The following is a 24,717-nucleotide window of genomic DNA, read 5'->3' on the forward strand; positions in this document are numbered from 1 at the left end:
GACGCGCGGAAGCCCTCGTCCGGCGCATCGTTGAGACATGATCGAACTGCGGCAACTCACCAAGACCTACGGCGACAAAGTCGCGGTGGACGGTATCGACGCCACCATCCGGCCCGGAGTCGTCACGGGCTTCCTCGGCCCCAACGGTGCCGGCAAGTCCACGACCATGCGCATGATCGTCGGCCTGGACCGGCCGACGTCCGGCTCGGCGCTGGTCAACGGACACCCCTACGCCGCCTCCCGCGCACCGATCGCCGAGGTCGGCGCACTGCTCGACGCCAAGGCGGTCGACGGCGGCCGCAGCGCCCGCAACCACCTCCTCGCGCTCGGTGCCACCGTCGGCATCGGCGCGCGCCGGGTCGACGAGGTGCTCGCCCAGGTCGGGCTGACCGAGGTGGCGCACAAGTCGGCCAGGTCGTTCTCGCTCGGGATGGGCCAGCGCCTCGGCATCGCCGCCGCGCTGCTCGCCGACCCGTCCGTGCTGCTCCTCGACGAACCGGTCAACGGCCTGGACCTCGACGGCATCCAGTGGATCCGGGAACTGCTCACCGAACTGGCCGACGAGGGCCGCACGGTGCTGCTCTCCTCGCACCTGATGAGCGAGATGCAACTGGTCGCCGACCACCTGCTGGTCATCGGCCAGGGACGCATCCTGGCCGACTCCTCGATCGCGGACTTCATCGAGGAGTCCCCCGGAAGCAACGCGGTCGTCGTGGTCTCGCCCGACGCGACCGCGCTGGCGACGCTGCTCACCGGCAACGGCATCACGCTGACGACCAGGGAGGCCGGCCGGTTCGAGATCCGCGGCATGACCTCCGCCGCGATCGGCGACATCGCCATGGAGCACCGGCTGCGCATCCACGAACTGACCCCCGTCACCGCGTCGCTCGAGTCCGCCTACCTCGAACTCACCCGCGACAGCGTCGAGTACACCTCCGCCGTCCCCACGCACGAGAAGGCCGCCTGATGACCACCACGCTCTCCTCGCCCCGGCACGCCAGGGCGACCACGACGCACACCCGCCCGCAGACCCTCGGCAGGGCGATCCGCGCCGAGTGGATCAAGATCCGCAGCCTGCGCGGCACCTGGATCGGCATGGCCGCCGTCGCCGTCGTCATGATCGGGTTCGGTGCGATCGCCTCGGCCGTGTCCAGCGGCTCCATCGCCGGGCCCGGCGACGGTCCCGGCCCCGGCGGCGGCCCGTTCGGTGGTGGTGGAGCCCTCTCGACCGTCCTCACCGGCTCCACGTTCGCGGTGCTCCTGATCGGCGTCCTCGGCAGCCTCGCCGGTGCCCGCGAGTACAGCTCCCGCATGATCACCGCCACCGTCGCCGCCGTGCCACGCCGCTGGCAGGTCGTCGTCGCCAAGACCGTCGCGCTCGCCGCCGTGGTGGTTCCCACCGCGCTCGTCGCCGTCATGGGCTCCTACGCCGCCGGCATGGCGATCCTCTCCGCGAACGACGCCCCCACCGTCTCCCTGACGGACGACGGTGTCCTGACCTCGTTGCTCGGCATGGTCGGCTACATCACCGCGATCGCCCTGATCGGCCTCGGCCTGGGCGTCCTGCTGCGCAGCGTCGCCGGGAGCATCGGCGTCGTCGTCGGCGGCATCATGATCCTGCCCAACATCGCCGGCGCGCTGCTGCCCGACAGCTGGGACACGATCCTGCGGTTCCTGCCCAGCTCCGCCGCGTCCGCGTTCACCGCGGTCGCCGCCGCGGGGGACAGCAAACTCGGCTCGGGAGCCGGTGTCGCGGTCCTCGTCGCCTGGGTCGTCGCCGCTCTCGTCGCCGCCGCGTTCGCCATGCGCAGCCGGGACGTGTGAGGCCGCGCTACCGGGCGTGGATCGGGGCCGGGTCCGCGGGGAGTTGCCAGCTGCCGCCGCGGTCCTCTGTGGACAGACGTGCGACGAGATCGGGGATGCGCAGGGAACAGGCCAGTGCGGCGACGGCGTGGATCATGCTGATCGCACGCTGGCTGTCGGGCAGCGCCAGGCGCAGCAGACGCGGGTTGACCGCGCTCTGGATCTCGTCGACGAACGGCCGCAGCACCTCGTCGTAGTTCGCCAGTGCGGTCGGCAGGTCGTCCGGGTGCCGGATGATCTCGCCGGCCAGGACGTGGGCGCCGACCAGGCCGCCGGAGATGCCCATGCCGCTGTAGGGGGACGCGCAGTGCGCGGCGTCGCCGGCCAGGACCACGCGGCCCCGCGACCACGTGTCCGTGCGGACCTGGACGATCTCCTGGGAGTAGAAGAACGGGCTGGCTGTCATGCCCTCGATGAACCGCGCGGCCTGCCAACCGGCGTCGCGGAACCTGGTGGCCCAGAACGCCTGCTGGCTCTCGACGGGCTCCCGGTGGATCGCTGACGCCTCCTCGGACTCCTCGCGCAGCACGAAGTACGCCTGAGTCTCGGACGGGTTGTGGCTGCGGCGCATGATCTGCCGGCCGCCGGGAGCCAGGTAGGTGTCGCGGATGTTGCTGTCGGACGGGATTCGGGGCACGAACCAGTAGGCCATGTGGATTCCCAGGCGCAGGTAGGGATCCACGCCGTCCGGCAGCAGGGCCTGCCGGACGCGCGAGCCCTGTCCGTCGGCCCCGACCAGGAGGTCGTACTCACCGGAGGAGCCGTCGGAGAAGTGCGCGACGACCCTGCGTTCGTCCTGCTCGAAGCCGTCCACGCTCGTGCCGAACACGTGCTCGGCGTCGTCCTTCGTCGCGTCGTGCAGGATCCGCACCAGATCCCCGCGCATGATCTCGTACTCGGACGTGAGGGTCTGCCGGCCGCGGCCGGAGGTGTTGGCCATGATCGTCCCCTTGGTCCTGCCGCCGGCGTCGACGAAGGCGACCCCGGGCTCGTCCACGAGCTCGGCGCGGACGGCGTCGAGAAGTCCCATGCGTCGCACCGCCTCGATGCCCTGGCCTCGGAGGTCGACCTGGGCGCCGGCCGCCCGCAGCGCGGGGAAGCGTTCGACGACGGTCACCTGGTGGCCGCCGCGGGTGAGCCAGAAGGCCAGCGCCTGCCCCGCCACCCCGCCACCGGCGACGAGGACCCGCAATCTCGTTGACATGATCGTTTCTCCAAAATCTATCGGTGATAGGTTCCTTTCCAGCGTCAACTATCAGCGATAGATTGTCAACGTGACCAAGATGAACCGCGAGGTCGTCATCGCCGAGGCGCTCGCCCTGCTGGACGAGGCCGGGCTCGACGGCGTCAGCACACGACGCCTGGCGACCAGGCTGAACGTGGAGCAGCCCTCGCTCTACTGGCACTTCCGCACCAAGAAGGACCTGTTCGCCGCCATGGCGCAGGCGGCGATGGAGCCCCACGCGACCGCGCCGCTGCCGACGCCGGGCGACGACTGGCGCGAATGGTTCGCCGACAACACGCGCAGCTTCAGGCGCACGTTGCTGATGCACCGGGACGGCGCACGGCTGCACGCCGGCAGCACGCCGGTGAACGACCTCGACCGGATCCGCCACAAGATGGACTTCCTCGTCGCCTCCGGCGTTCCCGAACACGACGCGGGCATGGCGATGCTGGCCACGAGCCGCTTCACGGTCGGCAGCGTGCTGGAGGAACAGGCGGACACCGGTGGGGATCTGCCGCCCGACCTACCGGTGATCGATCACGAGTCCGCGTTCGAGGCGGGCCTCGCCCTCATCCTGAACGGCCTTGCACACGCCGTCGGCGCACGGGTCACCTGAGCCTGGCCATCCAGTCGCGCACCGCCGAAGCAACGGTTGCGGCGTGGTCGGTGAGAACGGTGTCGTGGTCACCAGGGACGCCCGCGACGTCATGGGGCAGCGGCCACCGCGGCCGCCAGTCCCGGCCGGGGTCGACGGCCAGCATCTCCGGTGTGGGGCCGGCCTGGAGCAGCAACGTGGGCACGGGCGAGGGCTGCGGCCGCCAGTCCTCGAAGATCCGGACGTACCCGCCACCCGCGAGGACCGCGGCGTCGCTGACGAGGTTCTCGTAGTCCTCCAGGGGAAGCCGGGCCTCGCCGGTGACCAGTGCGAGCGCGCGGTCGTCGTTCCTGATCAGCACACCCGCGTCGGTTTCGACGAGCACGACGCCGGTGGCGCCGAGTCGCGCGGCGACCGCGTGGGCGACCAGACCGCCGGCGCAGTGTCCGATGAGGACGACCGGCCTGCCGGCGACGAGCGGCCCGATTGAGTCCACGTGCGACTGGACGAGCGTCTCGACGTCCGCGGGGATCGCCGGGTCGTCGCCGAAACCGGGGTGGGACAGCAGGAACAGGTCGTGCTCACCCTCGAACTGCCGGGCCAGTTGCCGAGGCGCCGGATCACCTGGCGTGAGGTAGCTGGGCACGTACACGAGAACCGCGTCCGGTCCGGAGGCGAGCCGCACCGGGGGAATCGGAACCGGTGAGCTGCTGGAGGGCAGCGCGTACGAGGCCAGGAACCGCATCGACATGGCCTCCGCGGGCCCTTTCTCGCTGAGCACGCGGTGGTAGAGACCGGCGAACCGCTGCCGGCGCGGGGGAGCAGGCGCGGTAGCGGCGAGAAGTGCTTCGACGTGCGCGGTGAGCCGGGGCAGTGTCGGGTGCTCGAAGACGATCGTCGCGCCGAGCTTGAGACCGGTCACCTCGTTGATGCGGTTCCTCAGCTGCAGAGCGGTGAGCGAGTCGAACCCGAGCTCGCCGAACTCCTTGTCGTCCGGGACCGATGCCGGGTCCGGGTAGCCGAGCACGGCGGCCAGCTCCGCCCGGATGCCGCTGCCGACGTCGCTCCAGGTCGCGGTCACGGGTGCGGGCGGCTCGCGCAGGAACGGCACGAGGAGAGGAGCCTGAGTGCGCAACGCCCGGTCCAGCGCGGCGATCCCGACCTCGGCGCTCATCGCGGCCGTGCTGTCCGCGGCCAGATCCGCGCCCATGCCGGCCTGCCACAGTCCCCACGCCAGTGACTGACCGGGCAGGCCCCTGGCCACGCGGTGGCGTGCGAGGGCGTCGAGGACCGCGTTCGCGGCCGAGTAGTTCGACTGGCCCGGCCTGCCCAGAATCCCGGTGCAGGAGGAATACAGCACGAACGCCGAGAGGTCGAGGTGCGCGGTCGCTTCGTGCAGGTTCCACGCGCCGTCGACCTTGGGTGCCAGCACCGCGTCCATGCGTTCGGGGGTCATCGCGTCGACCAGTCCGTCGTCGAGCACCCCGGCGAGGTGGAACACGCCTCGCAGCGGGGGATCGCACGACTTGACCAGCAGGTCGACCGCGGCCCGGTCGCTGACGTCGCACGACACGGCGGTGACGGCACAGGGAAGCTCTTTCGCCCACACTGGTTCGACACCTTGCCGGCTCGCCAGCACGAGGTGCTGGACGTCAGGCGCGAGGTACCGGGCCAGCGACTCGGCGAGAGCGCTCGTGCCGCCCGTGATCAGCACGGATCCGTCGAAGACCGGCCGCTCGCCGTCCGGGTGCCCGGCCGGCATCAGCTCCGGTGCCAGCAGAACGTCGTCCCGCACGGCGATCCGCGGCTGGTCGGCCAGCTTCAGGGCGGAGTTCCCGCGCAGGTCGACGACTGCGAGGCCGGGTTGTTCCGCCTGGGCGCTGCTCACCAGTCCCCACACCGCGGCCGCGGCCAGGTCCGGGTCGTCACCCGTGGCGTCGTGCGTGACCACGACCAGGCGTTCTTGTCGTGGTACCGCAAGCCATTCCCGGATTCGCAGGAGGGTGGCCGAGGTGAGTTCCCTGATGCGCGAAGGCATGTCGCCCGAGGCTTCGACCGTCGCGGTGTCGAAGATCTGGTGCGCACCGACGGCCTGCTCCGGCACCGGGACCCAGCCGACCTCGTGCAGCACCCGGCCGGCCAGCGCGTCCGACGTGATCCGCAGCGGTCGCGTCACCATCGACTCGATGCGCGCCACCGGCAGCCCTGCCTGGTCGGTGATCAGGACGTGCACCTCGTCCTCGGACCGGCGGGTCAGGTGAGCCCGTGCGGCCTCCACGCCGCTCCGGAAGAGCTCGACTCCGTTGAACGCGAAGGGAACCTTGAGCGTGCCGCTCGGTGGTTCCGCGAGCAGGGACGCGTGCAGAGCCGCGTCGAGCAGGCACGGGTGGAGCCCGAAAGCACCGTCGGCGTCGCGCAGCCGCAGGTCGGCGAACAGGTCGTCGCCACGCCGCCACAGCGCCGTCACGCCCTGGAACGCGGGTCCGTAGTGGTGACCGAGCGCGGCGAGCCCCCGGTAGTCGACCGGCACCGGTTCGGCTCCGGGCGGTGGCCACGGCTCGGGCACCACCTCGGGGACGGTGTCCGGTGCCGCGGAGGCGGTGACGTGCCGGGTCCAGACATCTGTGCCGCCGCAACGCCCCCAGATCGTGACCGCTCCCCGCTCGACGACCACCTGGACCTGTGCCTCGCCCTTGAGCACCAACGGTTCGTGGACCACGAGCTCCTGGAGGTGACGGCCGGTCGCCTGCCACGCCATCTCGATGAACGCCGTCGCGGGCACCACGACGTCGTCACCGACGCGGTGGTCCTCCAGCCACGGCAGGCGCGCGGCCGAGAGAACGGTGGTGTGCCGCACCTCCTGGCGGTCGGCGGCGGGCACGGCGTCGCCGAGCAACGGGAGGTCCGCAGTGGTGCTCCTGGGCTTCAACCAGAGGCGCTCGCGCTGGAACGGGTACACCGGGAGGTCGCACCGGCGGGCACCCGTACCCGAGTACGCGGATCTCCAGTCGACGGTGACGCCGTGGACGTGCAGGGTCGCGAGGCCGTCGAGCACGCCGCGTGACATCGGCACGAACACCGCGTCCCCGGACTCCTGCCCCAGCGCCGTGAGGGTGGCCGCCGGGCCCACCTCGACGAACACCGCGGCGTCGAGGCTGTTCAGGGCGTCCGCGAAGAGGACCGTCTCCCTGGCCTGGCGGACCCAGTGACCGGGCCGGGTGAGGGCCTCGGACTCCTGCTGCCCGGTCAGCGTCGAGAAGAACGGGATGCGCGGACGGTGGTAGGTGACGGAGTCGGCCACCGCGCGGAACTCGTCCAGCCCGTCGTCGAGCAGCGCGGAGTGGAATCCGTACCGGCCGGGCAGGCGGGTGTGGCGGCCACCGAGCGCGGCAGCGGCGTCCAACACGGCGTTTTCCCGGCCTGACAACACGATCGAGTCCGGTCCGTTGACGGCGGCGACGGAGACGCCGAACTCGGCGGCGACCCGCCGCGCCCGGTCCGGCGAGGTGCGGACCGCGATCATGGCGCCTTCGAGTGCCGCAGCCATGATCCGGCCGCGCGCCTGGACCAGACGGGCCGCGTCGGGCAGGGACAGCACACCTGCGACGTGGGCGGCCGCGAGTTCGCCGATCGAATGGCCGATGACCTGGCCGGGACTGACGCCGTGAGCGGCGAGCAACGCGGACAGCGCCACCTCGTAGGCGAACAGCGCGGGCTGGGTGTACTCGGTGCGGTCGACCAGCGGACCGGTGATGGCGTCGCGCAGCGGGACTTCGAGCGTGAACTCGTCGCACACGGACTGAAGGGTCTCGCGGAAGACCGGGAACGCCTCGGCCAGTTCGTCGCCCATGCCCGGCCGCTGGGAACCCTGCCCGGTGAACAGGAACGCGAGCCGCGGATCGCGCGACGCCGTTGCCCGCCGGATCGCCGGGTTCGCGGTGCCGCGGGCCAGATCCCGCAGTGCGCCGACCATGTCGCCACCGCCCAGCACCGCCGCTCGCCGGCCGAGATGGGCCCTGGACGTGGCGAGCGAGAAGGCGACGTCCAGTGTGGACTCGTCGGTCAGCGCGCCGGCGAGCGCCGTGGCGTGGGCGCGCAGACCCTCGTCGTCGTCACCGCTGATCAGCCACGGCGCCGCGATCGGGGCACGGGTGGCGATGTCGGTGCTTTCCAGCGCCGGTGGCTCTTCCACGATGACGTGCGCGTTGGTTCCGCTGATGCCGAAGGACGAGATTCCCGCCCGCCTCGGACGTCCGGCGGGCCAGGGCGCGGACTCCGCGAGCAGGCGGATCCCGGTCCAGCCGACGTGCGGGGACGGTTCCTCCGCGTACAGGGACCTGGGCAGCGTGGCGTGCCGCATCGCCCACACCACCTTGATCAGCGCCGCCACCCCCGAGGCGGCCTGGGTGTGGCCGATGTTCGACTTCACCGACCCGAGCCACAACGGCTGCTGCCGCGCGACCCCGTAAGTGGCCTGCAGGGCGGACGCCTCGATCGGGTCACCGAGCGCCGTGCCGGTGCCGTGCCCTTCCACGACGTCCACATCGGACGCTCGGACGCCCGCGTCGGCCAGTGCTCGCCGGATCACGTCCTGCTGCGCCGGTCCGCTCGGGGCGGTGAGACCGTTCGACGCGCCGTCGGAGTTCACCGCGGAGCCGCGCAGGACCGCGAGGACCGGGTGGCCGTGGCGCCGCGCGTCGGAAAGCCGTTCCAGCAGCACCAGTCCAGCGCCTTCCGACCACCCGGTGCCGTCGGCGCCCGCGGAGAACGACCGGCAGCGGCCGTCCGGTGAGAGGGCGTGCTGCTGGCTGAACGCCACGAACGGAAGCGGTGTCGACATCACGGTCACGCCGCCGGCCAGCGCCAGCGAGCATTCGCCGTCGCGCAGGGCCTTCGCGGCGAGGTGCATCGAGACGAGAGAGGAGGAGCAGGCCGTGTCGATCGTCAGCGACGGTCCGCGAAGGCCGAGCACGTACGAGATCCGGCCGGACGCGACGCTGCCCGTCGAGCCGAGGGCCAGCTGCGACTCGATGCCCAGTGGGTCGGCGCGGGTCGCGTGGTCGTTGAGCATCAGGCCGACGAACACCCCGGTGTCGCTGCCGTGCAACGAGGTCGGCGCGATCCCGGCGCGTTCGACGGTCTCCCACGCGACCTCCAGCAGGAGGCGCTGCTGCGGGTCCATCGTGATCGCCTCGCGCGGGGAGATGCCGAAGAAGGCCGCGTCGAAGTCGGCCGCGTCGTGCAGGAAACCGCCTCGGCGCACGTAGGTCTTCCCCGCCCGGTCCGGGATCGGGTCGTACAGCGCGTCGGTGTCCCAGTCCCGGTTCACCGGGAAGGCGGAGGTGGCGTCGACGCCGTCCGCCACCAGTCGCCACAGGTCGTCCGGTGAGGTGACCCCGCCGGGGAACCGGCAGCCCACGGCGACGACGGCGATGGGCTCGTTCTCGTCGCCGAGCGGGTCCGCCGGGGCGGAGACCTCGCCGGTCAGCCGGAGGTCCAGATAGCGCGCGACGGCCGACGGCGTCGGGTGGTCCCACGCCAGGGTGGCGGGCAGGTCCAGACCGGTCAGCGCGCTCAGCCGGTGTCGCAGCGCGGTGACGTCCAGGGAGGTCATCCCGCTGTCGGCGAAGGCGGTGGTCGAGCCGACCTGGTCGCCGCGCGTGGTCGACGCCTCGGCGAGGACCAGTTCTTCCAGGGCGGCAAGGCGTTCACGCGAGGACAGACCGGCGAAGCGGTCCGCGAGGTCGGCGGGCGGCAGTTCGCGAAGGCTTTCCCGGAGCACGTTCCGGCGCGCCTTGCCGGAGGCGGTGCGTGGAACGGACGGGGTGAAGCGCACTTCCACGGGAACTTTGTGCGGGGACAACGATTCCGCACAGGCGCGCAGGAGCGAGGCCTCGTCCACCGCCTCGTCGAGACGGACGACGAACGCCACCGGGACCTCGCCCAGCACGGCGTCCGGCCGGGCGACCACGGCGGCGTCGCGCACGCCGGGAAGGCCGAGCAGCACGGTCTCGACCTCGACGGGATCGACGTTCTGGCCGCCGCGGATGATCAGGTCGCCGACCCGGCCGGTGAGGTGGAGGCAGCCGTTCTCGTCGATCCGGCCGAGGTCACCGGTGCGGTACCACCCGTCCAGCAGGGCCTTCGCCGTCGCCTCGGGTCTGCCGCGATAACCGGAGAACAGTCCCGGGCTGCTGACCCGGACCTCACCCTCGGCCGCGTCCTGGCCGGTCCGGTGGTCGACGATCCGCAGGGACACGCCGGCGACCGGCGGGCCGTTGGTGCCGTCACCCAGGTCGATGGTGATCGCGCCGCACGTCTCGGTGCTGCCGTAGAGGTCCCGCAGCGGTGAACCGAGCGCCGCCTGCACGTCCGCTCGCAGCTTGGCGTCGCTCGGCGCACCGGCGGTGATGCACAGGCGCAGCGCCGGGGCGGTCGCCGGCTCGGTCTCCAGCAGCATCCGGTACGTCGTCGGAACGCCGGCGAGCACCGTCGGTTCGAACTCGCCGATCAGCCTCTTCAGCTCCGCGGGGCCGCAGATGCGGGCGTGCGCTCCCGCCACCAGCACGCCGAGCATGCAGAGCGAGTGCGCGAAACTGTGCGGCAGGGGCAGCGGCCACAACAGTCTGTCCTGTTCGGACAGTCCGAGCAGCGGCCCGTAGCTGGTCGCCGGCACCCACAAACCCGCGCGCTGCGTCACCATCGCGGCCTTGGGTGCACCGGTGGTTCCGGACGTGTAGAGCAGCCAGGCGAGTTCGTCCAGCCCGAGGTCGTCCCGGGGCACGCCGTCTGCCAGGAGGTCCTCGAGCATCGCCACTCGCGGCAGCGGCCCGGACAGCTTGGCGAGCAGGCGCTCGTTGGTGATCAGGAGGTCAGGCCGGCAGTCGTCGAGCAGCCGCGCCAGCTCAGGACCGGTCGCGCTGGAGCTCAGCAACACGCCGACGGCCGACGCCCTGGTGGTGGCGAGCACCGCCTCCACCAGTTCCACTCCGTCGTCGAGCAGCACCGCCACCCGCGCGCCGCGCTCCACTCCGAAACCCGCCGCGAGTCTGGCCGTGCGGTCGTCCAGTTCGGACCAGGTCACCGTCCTGCGCCCGTCGCTGTAGGCGTTGCGGCCTCCCCGCAGCCGGGCGTTCTCCGCGAGCATCAACGGAATCGGACGAACAGTCGCCATCAGCGCGGTCCCCCTACAGCGGTGGCATGACACCTCCTTCGTACACCGCCGCGCAGGTCGGCGTCGCCGAAACCGGTCGCGGGGCAGGGACCAGTTGCGAGACATGGCGTCCAGCGAGGTGTCGCGGGCGACCGCACCTGGAAACGCCGGCGCACTCCCGCTCGCCGGCCGAGATCACCAGGGCAGGGTCTGGTTCTGGTGGTCCACGAAGTGCAGCCCCTTCTCTCCGGTGCGGGCCTCCAGGGTGTCGACGACGCCGGGGATGCTCTCCTCGATCTCCAGCAGGGCGCCGGGGCCACCGAGGTCCGTGCGCACCCAGCCCGGGTTGATCAGGAGCAGGGTCTTGGAGCTCTCGGCGTGGCGTGCCGCGTAGCTGCGCATGAGCTGGTTGAGGGCGGACTTGCTGGCGCGGTAGACCTCGTGGCCGCCGTTGGTGTTCATCGTGATGCTGCCCTGCCTGGAGGACATGACGGCGATCGTCCCGGTCTCCGCGACCAGCGGGCCCAGCGTCTCGATCACGCGCAGGGGGCTCAGCGCGTTGGTGACCATGACCTGGGTGAAGGACTCGGTGGTGACCTCGCCGACCGGGACGTTCGCGTGGGCGATGCCCGCGTTGACGAACAGGAGATCCAGGTCGTGTCCGGCCAGACGGTCGCGCAGCGCGGAGATCTGGTCCTGGTCGGTCATGTCCAGTGATTCGACGGTCAGCCGGCCACCGGAGGTCTCGGCCAGGTCGTGCAGGCCGGTGTGCCGGTGGCCGCGCACGGTGCCGATGACGTGCCAGCCGCGACGCAGCAGTTCGGTGGCCAGCGCGAGGCCCAGGGTGCGCGAGGCGCCGATGACGAGGGCCGTTCCCGGCAAGTTTCGATGCATCATGTACAGAAACTCTAGTGATTACGAAACACCGCGTCCAGTTATTAGGTCTGTTCGGAGCGTCTCGCCGAATTCCTCCGCGAGGACGGGAGAAACCCGGCGAGATGTCCCACCGCGATCAGAACGCGGCGATACCGGCGTAAACCGTGCTGGTGCCCGACTTGTCGGCGGTGGTCACCTCGGCGAGCGACCGGCCGTCCGCGGAGAACACCAGTGCGGGGCTGTAGTTCTGCACCGGACCCGGTGACCCCACCGAAGGACCGGCGACCGTGACGGGCGCGGTCCGCTGCGTCCAGCTACCACCCAGCGTGCCCACGAAGATCGCTCCACCGTTGCCCGTCTGGGCCGTGCCGCTCGCGGTGAGCAGCACCTGTCCTATCAGGACGATCGTCGAGCCGGTCAGGACGATCGTCGGCGTGTGGGAGAAGTACGAGCCGTTGGACGTCACCGGACGGGTGCCCACCGCGGTGAGCGAGCCCCAGTTCAGACCGTCGGCCGACGTCCTCAGCATCGCCGCGCAGCGGTAGGTCGGGCCGCAGATCTCGTACGCCATCACGAAAGTGCCGCTGGGCAGCTTGCGCACGCCGGGCATCCCCGGCCGTTCGTCGCGGTTGGCCAGCGCGACGATGTTCTTCGGGGCGGTCCAGCCGACCCCGTCCGTGGACGTCACCTGGACGAGTTTCTGACTGTGGTTAGCGTCGGTCTCGTCGGAGTAGTAGCAGACCAGGCGCCCGTTCGAGGCGATGGCGAACTCGGGCTCCCAGATGCCGCCGCCGTTCCCCGCGGTGGCGATGGTGGAGAGGAACCGCCAGGTCCTGCCCTGGTCGGTGCTGCGCCACACGCGGATGACCATCGGCTGGCTCGCGCTGTGGTTCTGGCCACCGAAGGACGCCGACCACAACAGGGTTCCCGCGGGAAGACCGCCGACGGCGACGGGAAGTTCGTACAGCGTGCCGCAGCAGATACCGCGTGACGCCGTCGCGTCGTCGATCGTCGCGATGTTCCTGTACGTGCGTCCGTCGGTGCTCGAGTAGATCTTCGCCACGCCGTTCGGCCGGTCCGCCGGGAACGCGACGGAACTGCTCAGGTAGGTCCCGTTCGCCGAGCCGGAATGCTGCAACCGCACCAGTCGCGGGTACATCCCGGCACCGACCTCGGTGCCGGCCGCGGCTGTCGCCGGTGTCACGAACCCTGCCAGCGAGACCATGGTGAGCACAATGGCCAGAAACACTCGCAGACGCATCGGTGTCGCCTCCTGGAATCGGTCATTCGCCGCGGGCGCGGCGCACTGCCTGGCGGTACTCGTCCGCGATCTCCTCGACCGGGATCGCGGCTGCTGGGCGGGTGTTGATCCGGCGCACCTGGTCGACGGGCAGCTTCGGCTGCCGGTCGGCGGTGAGCAGGCCGTTGGTCTCCTGCAACGTGTCGGTGAGCTGCGTGTAGCAGAATCCGGCCACGGCAGGGCTTTCGAGCAACGCCGACGTGAGTTCGTCGTAGCGCTTCAGCAACGCGTCCGCGTCCGCGAGCGTCGCGTAGCCGTGCCATTCCTCCCCGGCCTGCGGGGTGAAGCTGAGACCGCCGTACTCCGAGAGCATCACCGGAACGCCCGGCACGCGTCCTTCCAGCAGGAGCCGTCGCCCGGCAGGACCGGATCCGGCCAAAGTGGACTCGACGCGGCCGGCGTCGCCGTAGCGGGACAGCAACCCCGCGGCGGTGGGGGTGTAGTCGTGCAGGCCGTAGATGTCGCTGACCGTGTGCTCCCAGCCGTCGTTCGAGATGACCGGCCGGGTCGGGTCCAGCGCCTTGGTCAGGTGGTACAGGGCCGTCGCCAGTGCCCGTTGCGCCGGATCGGTGGCGATGTGGTCCACACCCCAGCTCTCGTTGAGCGGAACCCAGGCCACGACGCACGGATGACTGACGTCGCGCCGGACCACCTCCGTCCATTCGCGACAGAGCCGGTCGGCCGCCGTCGACGAGAACGCGTAGGCGCTCGGCAGTTCGCCCCACACGAGCAGGCCGAGGCGGTCGCAGTGGTGCAGGAACCGGGGGTCCTCGACCTTCTGGTGCACTCGCACGCCGTTGAACCCGAGCTCCTTGACCAGCTGTGCCTCGCGGAGCAGGTCGTCGTCCGACGCGGCCAGGTGCGTTTCCGGCCAGTACCCCTGTGCCAGAACCATTCGCGGGAAGTAGGGCGCGTCGTTGAGCGTGAAGCGGCCTTCGCGCACGCCGATCTCGCGCAGCCCGAGGTAGCTGTGCACGACGTCGGTCCCGGTCGCGCCGGAGAGTTCGAGGTCGGCGTCGATCAGGACGGGCCGCTCGGGAGACCACAGCAGCCGGCCGAGTTCCTGCCGGTTCTCCGCCACCGGCAGGCTGATCGTGAGCCGGGCGCGGTCACCCCGCACGACCGCGGACTGCTCGGCGAGCACCTCGTCGCCCAGCCGCAGCCGGACGTCGAGCCGGTGGCCGTCGGGCACACCGCCGAACCCGGCTTCCAGTTCCACCAGGCCGTCGAGCGGTTTCGGCGTCCAGCGGACCGAGTCGATCCACACCCGCGGCACCTGTTCGAGCCACACGGGCTGCCAGATGCCGGTGGTGCGGTGGTACCAGATGTCGTGCGGCTCCGGCCGCCAGTCCTGCTTGCCCCGCGGCTGGTGCGGATCGTTGCGGTCCTCCGCCCGCACGACCAGCACCTGCTCCTCGCCGTCGAGCAGTGCGGCGGTGATGTCGGCGGAGAACGGGGTGTGGCCGCCCTCGTGCGTCGCGACGAGTCGTTCGTTGACCCAGACCGACGCGCGGTGGTCGACGGCGCCGAAGTGCAGCAGCACCCGGTGACCGTCGGCTCGGGCGTCGAACGTGCGGCGGTACCAGACGACCGGGTGGAAGCCCTTGTCGCCGATGCCGCTCGCGGCCGACTCCGGCGGGTAGGGGACGGTGATCGTGCGGCCGAACACCGCCCCCGCCGAGTGCCAGTTCTCGTCGAGGCCCGCGTCGGCGTCGTCGTGGGTGAACTCCCACTCGCCGCACAGGTCGGTCCAGTTCGCCCGCGTCAGCTGGGGACGGGGGTGGGTCATCGGTGAGCTCCTTCGGATCCCGGCTCAGCCCTTGAGGCCGGTGCTGGTGACGCCTTCGACGATGCGGCGCTGGAAGAACAGGAACAGCAGGATCAACGGCAGCGCGCCGAGGACGGAGGACGCCATGACGTCGGCGTAGCGCTCGCCGAACGAGCCCTGCACGGTGGCGAGCCCGACCGGGACGGTCATCAGCGCGGGGTTCGACACCGCGATCAACGGCCAGAGCAGGTTGTTCCACGTCCAGACGAAGGTGAAGATCGCGACGGCGGAGACGGCCGGACGGCTCAGCGGCAGCACGATCCACCGGTAGAGCGTCCACGGTCCCGCGCCCTCGACCATCGCGGATTCCTCGATCTCGCGCGGGATCCCGTCGAAGAACTGCTTGAAGACGACCACCGCGATCGCCGACGGCACCTGCGGGAGGATCACCGCCCAGTAGGTGTTGAGCAGCCCGAACGCCCCGAGTTCGCGGAACCACGGCACGATCAGCACCTGCCCGGGGATCACGATTCCCGCGAGCACCACCAGGAACGCCGCCCGCTTGCCGCGGAAGCGCAGCCGGGACAGGGCGAACGCGGCCGTGCTCGCGGTGACCAGCGTCAGCACCACGGTGAGGACCGAGGTGATCGCGCTGGACAGGTACCAGTTCAGGACGTCGCCCTGGGCGAACAGCGCCAGGTAGGAGTGCAGCGTCAGGTCACCGCTGCCGGCGATCGCCGTGGCACCTTCGGCCGCTGTCGTGTTCTCCACCAGTGAGGTCCTGACCGCGAAGGCGGTCGGGAGCACCCACAGCAGCGCGAACACCGCCACGACCACGAGACACAGGGTGTCGAAGACCTTGGTGGGGGACACGGGGCTCCGGCGCCGGCCGGGCGCCGCTGCGCTGAGCGCGGTCATCGGGTCACCTCGCGGTCGCGGCGGCGGGTGGCGAGCAGCCAGAGCCCCGACACCAGCAGGATCAGCAGGAAGTAGAGCATCGACGCGGCGGACGCGGCGCCCACGCGGTAGTCGGTGAAACCGGTGTCGTAGACGTACTCCAGCACCGGCCGGGTGTCGGCGGCCCCCATGGTCATCAGGTAGATCTGGTCGAACACCTTCAGCGACGCGATCAGCTGCAGCGCGGTGACCAGCGCGGTGGTGCGGTGCAGCAACGGCAACGTGATCCGCGTGGTCTGCTGCCACGGGCCCGCACCGTCGATCGCCGCGGCTTCGTAGAGGTCACGCGGGATCTCCTGCAGCGCGGCCAGGTACAGCACGAAGTTGAAGCCGAGCGTCCACCAGAGCGTGACGCCCGCGATCGACGGCATCGCCCACGCCGGATCACCGAGCCAGGACGGCGGATCGGCACCCACGGCCTTCAGCACGGTCGAGAGCACGCCGCTGTCCGGGGTGAGGATGAAGAGCCAGATCAGCCCGACCGTCGCCGAGGGCAGGACGTAGGGCAGGAAGAAGGCGAAGCGGAACAGCCGGTTGCCGCGCCCGACCCGGTTCACCAGGACGGCGAGCACCAGGCTCAGCACCACCAGCACCGGCGTCGTGTAGAGGGTGAACCGCACGGTGTTCCACAGCGCGGACCAGAAGTCCTGGCCGGACAACAGAGCGGCGAAGTTGTCGAAACCGACGGCATTACCCAGGCCGGGCTTCACGAGGCTGGTGTCGAAGAAGGACAGGACGAACCCGTAGGCGGTCGGCCCGAGCACGAACAGCAGGTACAGCAGGCCGAACGGGGCGAGGAACAACAGGGGCGCCGCGCTGCCGCGAGTGCGCGGGACGGCGCTGATCGAGTCGCGTGTGGACGGTGAGGTGCGCGGGGGCGCCACCGCTGTGCTGGTCATGGCGGTCCTCCGGTTCACAGGGGGCTGGGAGTGGCGGCGTATCCGGCGAGCGCGTCCCGGATGGCGCGGACCGCCTCGTCCGGACCGGTGAGCCCCTGCCGGGCCAGGGCCACCTGAGCACCGACCAGCGTCTGCATGGTCGAGCCCGCGCCCGCGTACCAGGCCGGAGGGTCGTAGATGGCGATGTCCTTCGTCGGGGCCGTGCTGGCGACCGGCTCGTAGCCGCGGAACCAGGACCCGTCCAGCACCGGCCGGTAGACCGGGAGGCTGCCGCCCTGCGCCCAGACGTCCGTGTTCTCCAGGAAGAACTTCGCGAAGCCGAGCGCGCGCCCCGGATCGTCCCCGGACGGCCTGCGGGGGAACACCAGCGTGTGGCTGTCGGCGAACGCGGCTGGCCGCTCGAAGAGTTGGGGGATCGGTGCGAGCGAGAAGGGAACCTTCGCGTCGACGACCGTCGGGGTCTGCCAGGCGCCGTGGACGAGGAAGGCGCTTTGTCCCGTCGCGAACAGCGACACGGACGTGACGTCGGTGGCCGTGTCGGGGCTCAGCCCGGCCGTGGTCAGGTCCCGCAGCCAGCGCAGGCTCTCCGCGGCGATCCGGTCGTCCATCGCGACCCGCGTGCCGTCGCCGGCCAGCAGCGTCGGGCCGCCCCGCTGCGTGTACACCGTGTCGAAGATCCGCCAGTTCGACGACGGGTCGGCGATGACCGGGGACACCAGGCCCCACCGGGCGCCGGCCTGGACGGTGGCGGCCAGCGCGGCGCGGAAGGCGGCTTCACCCGTGAACGGCTTCAGGCGACCGGCGGCGTCCAGCAGTCCGGCGCGGCCGCAGATGTCGGTGTTGTAGTAGAGGACGAGTGCGCCGATGTCGACCGGGAGTCCGTACGCCTTGCCGTCGACCAGGCCCGACCGCCACACCGCCGCGTCGAACTGGGTGCCGTCCACTCCCACGCCCGTCAGGAGGTCCGGTGTGAGCTCGGTGAGCAGTCCCGCGCGGACGAAGTTGGACAGCCGGGACAGGTGGCAGACCGCCACGTCCGGCGGGCGGCCGCCGACGATCGAGAGGGAGAGCTTCGTGTAGTACGGGCTTCCCCAGGCCAGTGTGGTCGCCTCCAGCGATCCGGCGCCGTGCGCGGCCCGGTAGCGCTCGAAGATCGTCTGGGCGCGAGCGCCGTCACCACCGGACCAGAGGTTCCAGAACGCGACCTTCTCCGGCTCCAGCGGTGTCGCCACGAGTCCGCTCGCGAGCGGACTGCCGCACGCGGCGGTCGCCAGGGCGGTCCCGCCGAGCGCCAGCATCCGCAGCGCCTGTCGTCGGTCGAGCGTCACCATTGAGCGCCTCCGCACTGAGGTCGACAGATGGTCCGCGGCCAATCGCATCTGGGCGACACGCCCCGTTTGCCACGTGGCATATTCCTACCACGTGGCAAACTTGCTGGACAAGGAGCTGACTGGCAAGAATCTGGGCACTGGAGGATGCGACCGTGGCGGCTACCCAGCGCGACGTGGCACTACGGGCGGGCGTCTCCACGCGGACCGTGTCGAACGTCGTCAACGACTACCAGCACATCAGCGAGGACGTCCGCCGCCGCGTGCTCGCCGCGATCGACGAGGTGGGCTACCGGCCGAACCGCGCGGCCAGGAGCCTGCGGACCGGCCGCAGCGGGATGATCGCGCTGGCCTTCCCGGAGTTCGACGTCGGCTACTTCGCCGAGCTGGCGCGGCTGGTCGTGCACGAGGCCGAACGCCGCGGGTACACCGTGCTGGTCATGCAGACCCTCGGTGAACGCGGCCGGGAAGCGGCCCTGCTCCAGCGCATCGACCGCCAGCTCGTCGACGGCCTGCTCTTCAGCGCCTCGGCGTGCGAACCGGCGGACATCGAGACCAGCGACACCGGGCCGATCGTCCTGCTGGGCGAGCACGAGATCCCCGGCATCGACCGGATCGCGATCGACAACGTCGCCGCGGCCCGTGCCGCCACCCGGCACCTCGTCGACCAGGGCTGCCGCCGCATCGCGTTCATCGGCAGGGCCCGCGACTTCCGCTCCGACATGGCCGAGCAGCGCATCGACGGCTACGACCGCGAGTTGACCGCCGCCGCCCTGCCGTTCCGCAAAATAGTCGAAGTGGACGGTTACCACCGCGCGAACGGTTTCGCCGCTGTCACGGACCTGTTGGGCGGCAACGGTTCCGAACCGGTCGACGGCCTGCTGTGCGCCAACGACCCGGTCGCGCTCGGGGCGATGCACGCGCTGAACCAGGCCGGGCTGCGGGTTCCCGCCGATGTCGCCGTGGTCGGCTTCGACGACATCGACGACAGCGCGTACGGCCTGGTTCCGCTGACGTCGGTGTCGCCGGACAAGCGGCAGATCGCCGAACTCGCCGTCGGCCGGCTGATCGACCGCATCGAGGGCGCGGACGAACCCGGCCGCCTGCACCTCGTCGGCTTCGAACTCGCGATCAGGGCGAGTTCCTCCCGCACGGCCTGACCGCCGGCTCAGCTCACCGCGACCGGGTGCAACCAGCAGGCCACCGAGCGGTTGTCCCTGCTCTGTCCCAGCACGGGCTTCTGCTCGGCGCAGACGTCCATGGCGCGGGCGCACCGCGGGTGGAACGGACATCCGCTCGGCATCATCCGCAGGTCGGGCGGTGAGCCGGCGATGCCCGACAGCTCCCGTCGTGGTCCCTTCAACGCCGGGAACGACTGCAGCAGCCCGTCGCTGTAGGGGTGCAGGGGAGTCCGGTACAGGTCCGCCGACACCGCCTCCTCGACGACCTGTCCCGCGTACATGATCGCGATCCGGTCCGAGAACTCGGCCAGCAGCGAGAGGTCGTGCGTGATGAACACGACCGAGAACCCGAGCCGTTCCCGCAGTTCGACGAGGGTGCGCAGGATCTGCCGCTGCACCACCACGTCCAGCGCGGTGGTCGGCTCGTCCATGATCACCACGCGTGGTTCGAGCGCCAGTGCCATCGCGATCATCACGCGCTGCCGCATCCCGCCGGACAGCTCGTGCGGATAGCTGTTCAGGCGGTCCGCGGCGATGCCGACCAGCCCGAGCAGTTCCCGCGCCCGGTCCTGCCGGGACCGCGGGGACCAGCGGGGCGCGTGCGCCTTGAGCACGTCCAGCAGCTGGGCCGAGATCCTCTGCACGGGGTTCAGCGAGTTGATCGCGCCCTGGAAGACGATGGCGATCTCCGCCCACCGCAGCCGCCGCAGGTCCGCGTCGCGGATGCGCAGCAGGTCGACGGTGGTGCCGTCGTCGAGGTGGTAGATCACCTCGCCGCCGGCCACCACACCGGGTGGTGGCAGCAGTCTGGTCATGCCGTAGGCCAAAGTGGACTTGCCGCTGCCGGATTCCCCTGCCAGGCCGAGCACTTCGCCGCGGTGCAGGGTCAGGTCCACCTCGCGGACGGCCCGGACCGCCTCCTGGCCGACGCCGTAGTCGACGTTCAGCCCGCGCACCTCGAGAATGCGTTCCTTCATGTCGTCTCCTTGGCGAGCACCGGGGTGAAGCCGACGCGCATGCGCACGCCGCGCAGGGAGTGGGTGCGCAGGCGCGGGTTGACGTACTCGTCGATGCCGAAGTTGACCAGCGACAACGCGGTGCCGAGCAACGCGATCGCGAGACCGGCCGGCACGAACCACCACCACGCGCCCTGGGCGAGCGCCTGCTGCGACTGGGCCCAGTACAGGACCGTGCCCCAGTTCCAGCCGCCCGCGTCGGACACGCCGATGAACGCCAGCGTGATCTCGGAGATCACCGCGAACAGCACGGTGCCGACGAACCCGGACGCGATGACGGCGGTGAGGTTCGGCAGGATCTCGAACAGGATGATCCGCCACGTCGACTCGCCGTTCGCCCGCGCCGCCTCCACGTAGTCCCGCCTGCGCAACGACAACGTCTGCGCGCGCAGCACCCGTGCGTTCCAGGCCCACGACGTCAGCCCGATCACCAGCGCGATCGTGAGGTTGCTGGTCTCGGGCAGCGACGAGGTGATGATGACGATCAACGGCAGCGCCGGGATCACCAGGAACACGTTCGACAGCGCGGAAAGACCCTCTCCCGCCGAGCCGCTGAGGTATCCGGCGGTGACGCCGACGAGCACCGACAGCACGGTCGCGACGAGGCCGGAGACCGCGCCCACGAACACGACGCTGCGCGTGCCGGCGAGCACCTGGCTGAAGATGTCCTGGCCCAGGTGCGTCGTGCCGAACCAGTGCTCCGACGACGGTGGCCGCAACAACGCGTTGCTGCGCATCGACGGTTCGAACGGCACCAGCCACGGGCCGACGACAGCCAGCACGGCGAACACGCCGAGCGCGATCAGACCCGTGAGAGCCTTGGGGTTGTTGCGCATCAGCCCTCCCTGCGGGTGCGCGGGTCCAGTGCGAGATAGGCGACGTCCGCGAGGAGGTTCGCCAGCAGCACCGACAGCGTGATGATGAGGAAGATCCCCTGCAGCAGCGGGTAGTCCTTGGCGCCGACCGCCTGGAACAGCTGCAGGCCGAGACCGGGGTAGGAGAAGACGATCTCGACCAGCAGGGTGCCGCCGACGATGAACCCGAGTGCCAGCGCGAAGCCGGACACGTTGGGCAGCAACGCGTTGCGGGCGGCGTAGGCGAGCATCACCCGGCGTTCGGACAGCCCCTTGGCGTGCGCGACGGTGACGTAGTCGTCCGATGACACCGTCACCATCATGTTGCGCATGCTCAGGATCCAGCCGCTGACCGAGGACACCAGGATCGTCAGGCCGGGCAGCAGGCCGTGCTGGACGGTGCTGCCGATGAACTGCCAGTCCCAGTTCGGCACCAGCCCGATCTCGTAGGCGCCCGACGCGGGGAAGAAGCTCCCCGGACCGGTGAGCAGGGTGATCGCGACCAGACCGAGCCAGAAGTAGGGGATGGACGAGACGAACGTCGTGACCGGGATCAGCGAGTCCGCCCACGTTCCGCGCCGCCAGCCCACGACGGCGCCCGCCGCGGTGCCCAGGAGGAACCCGATCACCGTCGTGATGCCGACCAGCCCGACGGTCCACGGCAACCCGTCCCCGATCACGTCCGCGACCGGACTGGGGAAGAACGTGAAGGACATCCCCAGGTCGCCCCGCAGGAGCTGGCCGAGGTAGGAGAAGTACTGGCTCGCCAGGCTCTCGTTCTTGTCCAGTCCGAAGAGGACGTACAGCGACCGGACGGCCTCGCTCGTCATCTGCCCGCGCTGCTTGGTGATCAGCGCCTGCACCGGGTCGCCGGGGATCATCCGCGGCACGAAGAAGTTGATCGTGACGGCCGCCCAGACGGTGAGCAGGTAGAAGCCGATCCGCTTGAGGAGGTAGCTCACGACTCCTCCCGGTACAGCCAGCACGCCGCGAAGTGCCCGTCACCGAGCTCGAAGCGCGGAGGGACGTCCGTGCGGCAGACGTCCATCGCGAACGGGCAGCGCGGGTGGAACCGACAGCCCGGCGGGGGTTCGATCAGCGACGGCGGTTCGCCGGATCCGCCGTCCTTCTCCTGCACCGCCGGGCGGTCGGGGTCGGGTGCCGATTCGATCAGCAGCTGCGTGTACGGGTGCGCCGGCCGTTGCGTGACGGTCTCGCTGTCGCCGCCCTCGACGACCTGGCCCGCGTACATCACGACCGTCTCGTCCGCGAAGTAGCGCGCGGACGCGATGTCGTGCGTGATGTACAGGATCGACAGGTGCAGGCGCTCCTTCAGGTCGCGCAACAGGTTGAGCACGCCGAGCCGGATCGAGACGTCCAACATGGACACCGGCTCGTCGGCCAGCAGCACGTCCGGGCTCGCGGCCAGGGCCCGCGCGATCGCCACGCGCTGCCGTTGCCCGCCGGACAGCTCGTGCGGGTACCGGTCGAGGTACCGCTCCGCCGGCGTCAGGTGCACTCGGGTCAGCAGCTCCGCGAGCGACTTCTCCAGGTCGTCGCCGCGGTTGCCGTGGATGGTGAGCGACCGGGTCAGGTGGTAGCGGATGGTGTGCACGGGGTTGAGCGACGCGAACGGGTCCTGGAAGATCATCTGGACCTGGCGGCAGTACGCGCGGAACCTCCGCCCGTGCCGCCAACCTCGTTGTACAGCGACGTTCGTGCCGTGCAACCGGATCTCGCCGGACGTCAGCGGGTAGAGCTGGGCGAGCAGCCGCGCGACCGTCGACTTGCCAGACCCGGACTCGCCGACGAGCGCGGTGACCCTGCCCCTGCGCAGTTGCAGCGACACGCCCTCGACCGCGCGCACGGCCTTCTTCGTGCGCGCGAACGGCTTGCTGATCGGGAAGTGCTTGGTGAGGCCCGCGGCCTCCAGGACGATCTCTGTCGAGACCGCCCCGGAGACCGCCGGCGCTACCTCGGCCGTCACGAGGCAGGCCTCAGCTTCATGACGATGTCGAGTGCGTTTTCGAGCGTGGGCTGCACGGGGGCGTACTGGTCCTGTTCGCTCGGCCAGCCCACCCAGTTCTTCGTGCTGTACTGCCCGCCGCCGTTGGCCGCGGAGGTGATGATGACCGGCATGTCCTGGACGAAGATCTTCTGCAGCTCCTGCAACGCTGCGTTGCGCACGGACTCGTCGGCGGCGTTCGCGAAGTCGTCCAACGCCTTCGTGGCGGCGGGGTTCTCGTAACGGCCGTAGTTGCCGTTGACGCCGGGCGTGCCGATCGGCTTGTACAACGCACCGTCCATGATGGACTGGTAGATGTCGTAGAGCGTCAGTCCGTTGTTGGTCCAGTGCAGTGCGGCACCGAAGTCACCGGTGTCCAGCGCCTTGGTCCAGGCGTCGGCGTTCTGCAGGTTGACCGTCGCGGCGATGCCGATCTTGGCGAAGTTGTCCTTGATGATCTCCAGGTCGGTGACGTAGTCCGACCAGCCGGACGGCACCGTGAGCGTGATCGTGACGGGAGCGCCGTCCTTGCCCTTCAACGTGGTCCCGTCGAAGGTGTAGCCGGCCTCGGTGAGCGCCTTCTTCGCGCCCTCGACGTCGACCGTGACCTTCTTGTCCTTGAACTGCGGCGCGATGAACGACTCACCGGCGGGCGTCGGGATGCCCGTGATGTTGTCGACCTTCGGGTAGAAGTAGCCCGCCTCGCCCTGGGTGAAGATGTCGTCGCGGTTCACGACCATGTTCGCCGCGCGGCGCAGGGCGGGGTCGTCCCACGGCTTCGCCTTGGTGTTGAACCACAGTCCGTGCACGCCGAGCACCGGCGGGAACCACAGCTTGTGGTTCTGCTGGTCCTTGCTGGTGTACGCGGCCTGGTAGTTGGGGATGAAGACGAAGCTCCACTCGGCGGCACCGGTGGCCAGCGCGTTGGTCTGCGCGTTGTTGTCGCTGTAGGAGGTGTAGCGCAGCTCCTTGACCTTCGGGAGCTCCTGCCAGTACTTGTCCCGGATCGCCAGCGTCACCGTCTGCGGGGTGAACGACTTCAGCGTGTACGGGCCGCTGCCGATCGGCTCCTTCAGCGTCTCGGTCGACGGGTTCGAGAAGGTCGACCACTGGTGCTTGGGCACCACGAACTGCTCGAGGATCTTCTTCTGGTTGACGAACTGCGACTTCGGGAAGCCGACGGTGACCTCGCTGCCGGAGAAGGAGATGTCCTGGTACGGAACGCCTTCGATGTTCAGCCCGGGGTTCTTCTTGAGCAGCTCGAAGGTGAACGCCACGTCCTCCGCCGTGAGCGGCTTGCCGTCGGACCACGTCACGCCGTCGCGAATCGTGAGCGACAGCTTGTGGAAGTTCTCCGACCACGTGAACTTCGTTGCCAGCCAGGGCTTCGGCTGGTCGGTCACCTTGACCTCGTTGACCATGGCGAGTGGTTCGAACAGCAGTCGCCGGTAACCCAGCGACGAGGACGCGGACGAGTTGAGGAACGGGTTGTTGTTCTCCGTTTGCGGTCCGTTCGGCATACCCACGTTCAGCACGCCGGCGGAGTTGCCGGTGCTTCCTGGGTTCGTGGCCGAACAGGCGCCGGTGAACGCCAGGGCGGTCGCGGCGACGGCAGCGCAAACACGCCTGATTCTCATGGGGGAACTCCTTGTTCTCCAACGAAAGCGAGAAGAATCAAGTGAGCGCTAAGAGAAGGT

The 24,717-nt window shown here is 70.2% G+C and carries 17 protein-coding genes; 4 read left to right on the forward strand and 13 right to left on the reverse strand.

All coding sequences use genetic code 11. The annotated features are described in order from the left end of the window. The first annotated feature begins 37 nt into the window (after positions 1 to 37). Together ACIQF0_RS07425 and ACIQF0_RS07430 are read left to right on the forward strand one after the other, a co-directional pair. Positions 38 to 967: an ABC transporter ATP-binding protein gene (locus tag ACIQF0_RS07425; RefSeq protein WP_401025645.1), complete on the forward strand. Its 930-nt coding sequence runs from the start codon at positions 38 to 40 to the stop codon at positions 965 to 967. Then, a complete protein-coding gene (locus ACIQF0_RS07430) occupies positions 967 to 1,824 on the forward strand; it encodes an ABC transporter permease (RefSeq protein WP_401025648.1) in 858 nt (285 codons plus the stop codon). The genes ACIQF0_RS07425 and ACIQF0_RS07430 overlap by 1 nt, the downstream gene beginning before the upstream one ends. 7 nt (positions 1,825 to 1,831) lie before the next feature. Here ACIQF0_RS07430 and ACIQF0_RS07435 read toward each other — a convergent pair whose 3' ends face one another. Next, positions 1,832 to 3,067: an FAD-dependent monooxygenase gene (locus ACIQF0_RS07435; protein WP_401025651.1), complete on the reverse strand. Its 1,236-nt coding sequence runs from the start codon at positions 3,065 to 3,067 to the stop codon at positions 1,832 to 1,834. Between the two features lie 79 nt (positions 3,068 to 3,146). Here ACIQF0_RS07435 and ACIQF0_RS07440 point away from each other — a divergent pair, with 79 nt between their 5' ends. After that, on the forward strand, positions 3,147 to 3,704 hold the full coding sequence (locus ACIQF0_RS07440; protein ID WP_401027747.1) for a TetR/AcrR family transcriptional regulator C-terminal domain-containing protein: 558 nt from the start codon (positions 3,147 to 3,149) through the stop codon (positions 3,702 to 3,704). Here the strand turns inward: ACIQF0_RS07440 and ACIQF0_RS07445 are convergent. The 7 genes from ACIQF0_RS07445 to ACIQF0_RS07475 all read right to left on the reverse strand — a co-directional run bounded on the left by ACIQF0_RS07445 (position 3,697) and on the right by ACIQF0_RS07475 (position 17,967). Next, positions 3,697 to 10,857: an SDR family NAD(P)-dependent oxidoreductase gene (locus ACIQF0_RS07445; RefSeq protein ID WP_401025653.1), complete on the reverse strand. Its 7,161-nt coding sequence runs from the start codon at positions 10,855 to 10,857 to the stop codon at positions 3,697 to 3,699. The two genes, ACIQF0_RS07440 and ACIQF0_RS07445, sit on opposite strands and share 8 nt — an antisense overlap. Before the next feature lie 174 nt (positions 10,858 to 11,031). Then, positions 11,032 to 11,733 carry an SDR family NAD(P)-dependent oxidoreductase gene (locus tag ACIQF0_RS07450; RefSeq protein ID WP_401025655.1) on the reverse strand — a complete coding sequence of 234 codons (702 nt, stop codon included), beginning with the start codon at positions 11,731 to 11,733 and terminating at the stop codon, positions 11,032 to 11,034. 115 nt (positions 11,734 to 11,848) lie between these two features. Further along, on the reverse strand, positions 11,849 to 12,973 hold the full coding sequence (locus ACIQF0_RS07455) for a sialidase family protein (protein ID WP_401025658.1): 1,125 nt from the start codon (positions 12,971 to 12,973) through the stop codon (positions 11,849 to 11,851). 22 nt (positions 12,974 to 12,995) lie between these two features. Next, entirely contained in the window at positions 12,996 to 14,801 is a 1,806-nt protein-coding gene (locus tag ACIQF0_RS07460) for a glycoside hydrolase family 2 protein (RefSeq protein WP_401025660.1), read from the reverse strand. A 24-nt stretch (positions 14,802 to 14,825) separates the two neighbouring features. Beyond that, a complete protein-coding gene (locus tag ACIQF0_RS07465; protein ID WP_401025663.1) occupies positions 14,826 to 15,698 on the reverse strand; it encodes a carbohydrate ABC transporter permease in 873 nt (290 codons plus the stop codon). Further along, entirely contained in the window at positions 15,695 to 16,636 is a 942-nt protein-coding gene (locus ACIQF0_RS07470; protein ID WP_401025666.1) for a carbohydrate ABC transporter permease, read from the reverse strand. The genes ACIQF0_RS07465 and ACIQF0_RS07470 overlap by 4 nt, the downstream gene beginning before the upstream one ends. Positions 16,637 to 16,650: 14 nt before the next feature. Further along, positions 16,651 to 17,967 (reverse strand): extracellular solute-binding protein, encoded by a 1,317-nt coding sequence (locus ACIQF0_RS07475; RefSeq protein WP_401025667.1) that lies wholly within the window; start codon positions 17,965 to 17,967, stop codon positions 16,651 to 16,653. 152 nt (positions 17,968 to 18,119) lie between these two features. On the opposite strand from ACIQF0_RS07475, the gene ACIQF0_RS07480 reads away from it, so the two are divergent. Next, entirely contained in the window at positions 18,120 to 19,124 is a 1,005-nt protein-coding gene (locus ACIQF0_RS07480) for a LacI family DNA-binding transcriptional regulator (RefSeq protein WP_401025670.1), read from the forward strand. 8 nt (positions 19,125 to 19,132) lie between these two features. Here the strand turns inward: ACIQF0_RS07480 and ACIQF0_RS07485 are convergent, their stop codons facing one another. The 5 genes from ACIQF0_RS07485 to ACIQF0_RS07505 are packed head-to-tail and all read right to left on the reverse strand — an operon-like array spanning position 19,133 to position 24,657. Then, on the reverse strand, positions 19,133 to 20,122 hold the full coding sequence (locus ACIQF0_RS07485) for an ABC transporter ATP-binding protein (RefSeq protein WP_401025673.1): 990 nt from the start codon (positions 20,120 to 20,122) through the stop codon (positions 19,133 to 19,135). After that, positions 20,119 to 20,997 (reverse strand): ABC transporter permease, encoded by an 879-nt coding sequence (locus ACIQF0_RS07490; RefSeq protein ID WP_401025676.1) that lies wholly within the window; start codon positions 20,995 to 20,997, stop codon positions 20,119 to 20,121. Before ACIQF0_RS07490 ends, ACIQF0_RS07485 begins: the two co-directional genes overlap by 4 nt. After that, the gene (locus ACIQF0_RS07495) at positions 20,997 to 21,977 is read right to left on the reverse strand and encodes an ABC transporter permease (protein WP_360029517.1); all 981 of its coding nucleotides are present in this window, start codon (positions 21,975 to 21,977) and stop codon (positions 20,997 to 20,999) included. Before ACIQF0_RS07495 ends, ACIQF0_RS07490 begins: the two co-directional genes overlap by 1 nt. Then, positions 21,974 to 23,002: an ABC transporter ATP-binding protein gene (locus ACIQF0_RS07500; protein WP_401025679.1), complete on the reverse strand. Its 1,029-nt coding sequence runs from the start codon at positions 23,000 to 23,002 to the stop codon at positions 21,974 to 21,976. Before ACIQF0_RS07500 ends, ACIQF0_RS07495 begins: the two co-directional genes overlap by 4 nt. Then, entirely contained in the window at positions 22,999 to 24,657 is a 1,659-nt protein-coding gene (locus ACIQF0_RS07505) for an ABC transporter substrate-binding protein (RefSeq protein WP_401025682.1), read from the reverse strand. Before ACIQF0_RS07505 ends, ACIQF0_RS07500 begins: the two co-directional genes overlap by 4 nt. Positions 24,658 to 24,717: the final 60 nt, after the last annotated feature.

The sequence above is a fragment of the Lentzea sp. NPDC092896 genome (assembly GCF_044754905.1).
Taxonomy (GTDB): domain Bacteria; phylum Actinomycetota; class Actinomycetes; order Mycobacteriales; family Pseudonocardiaceae; genus Lentzea.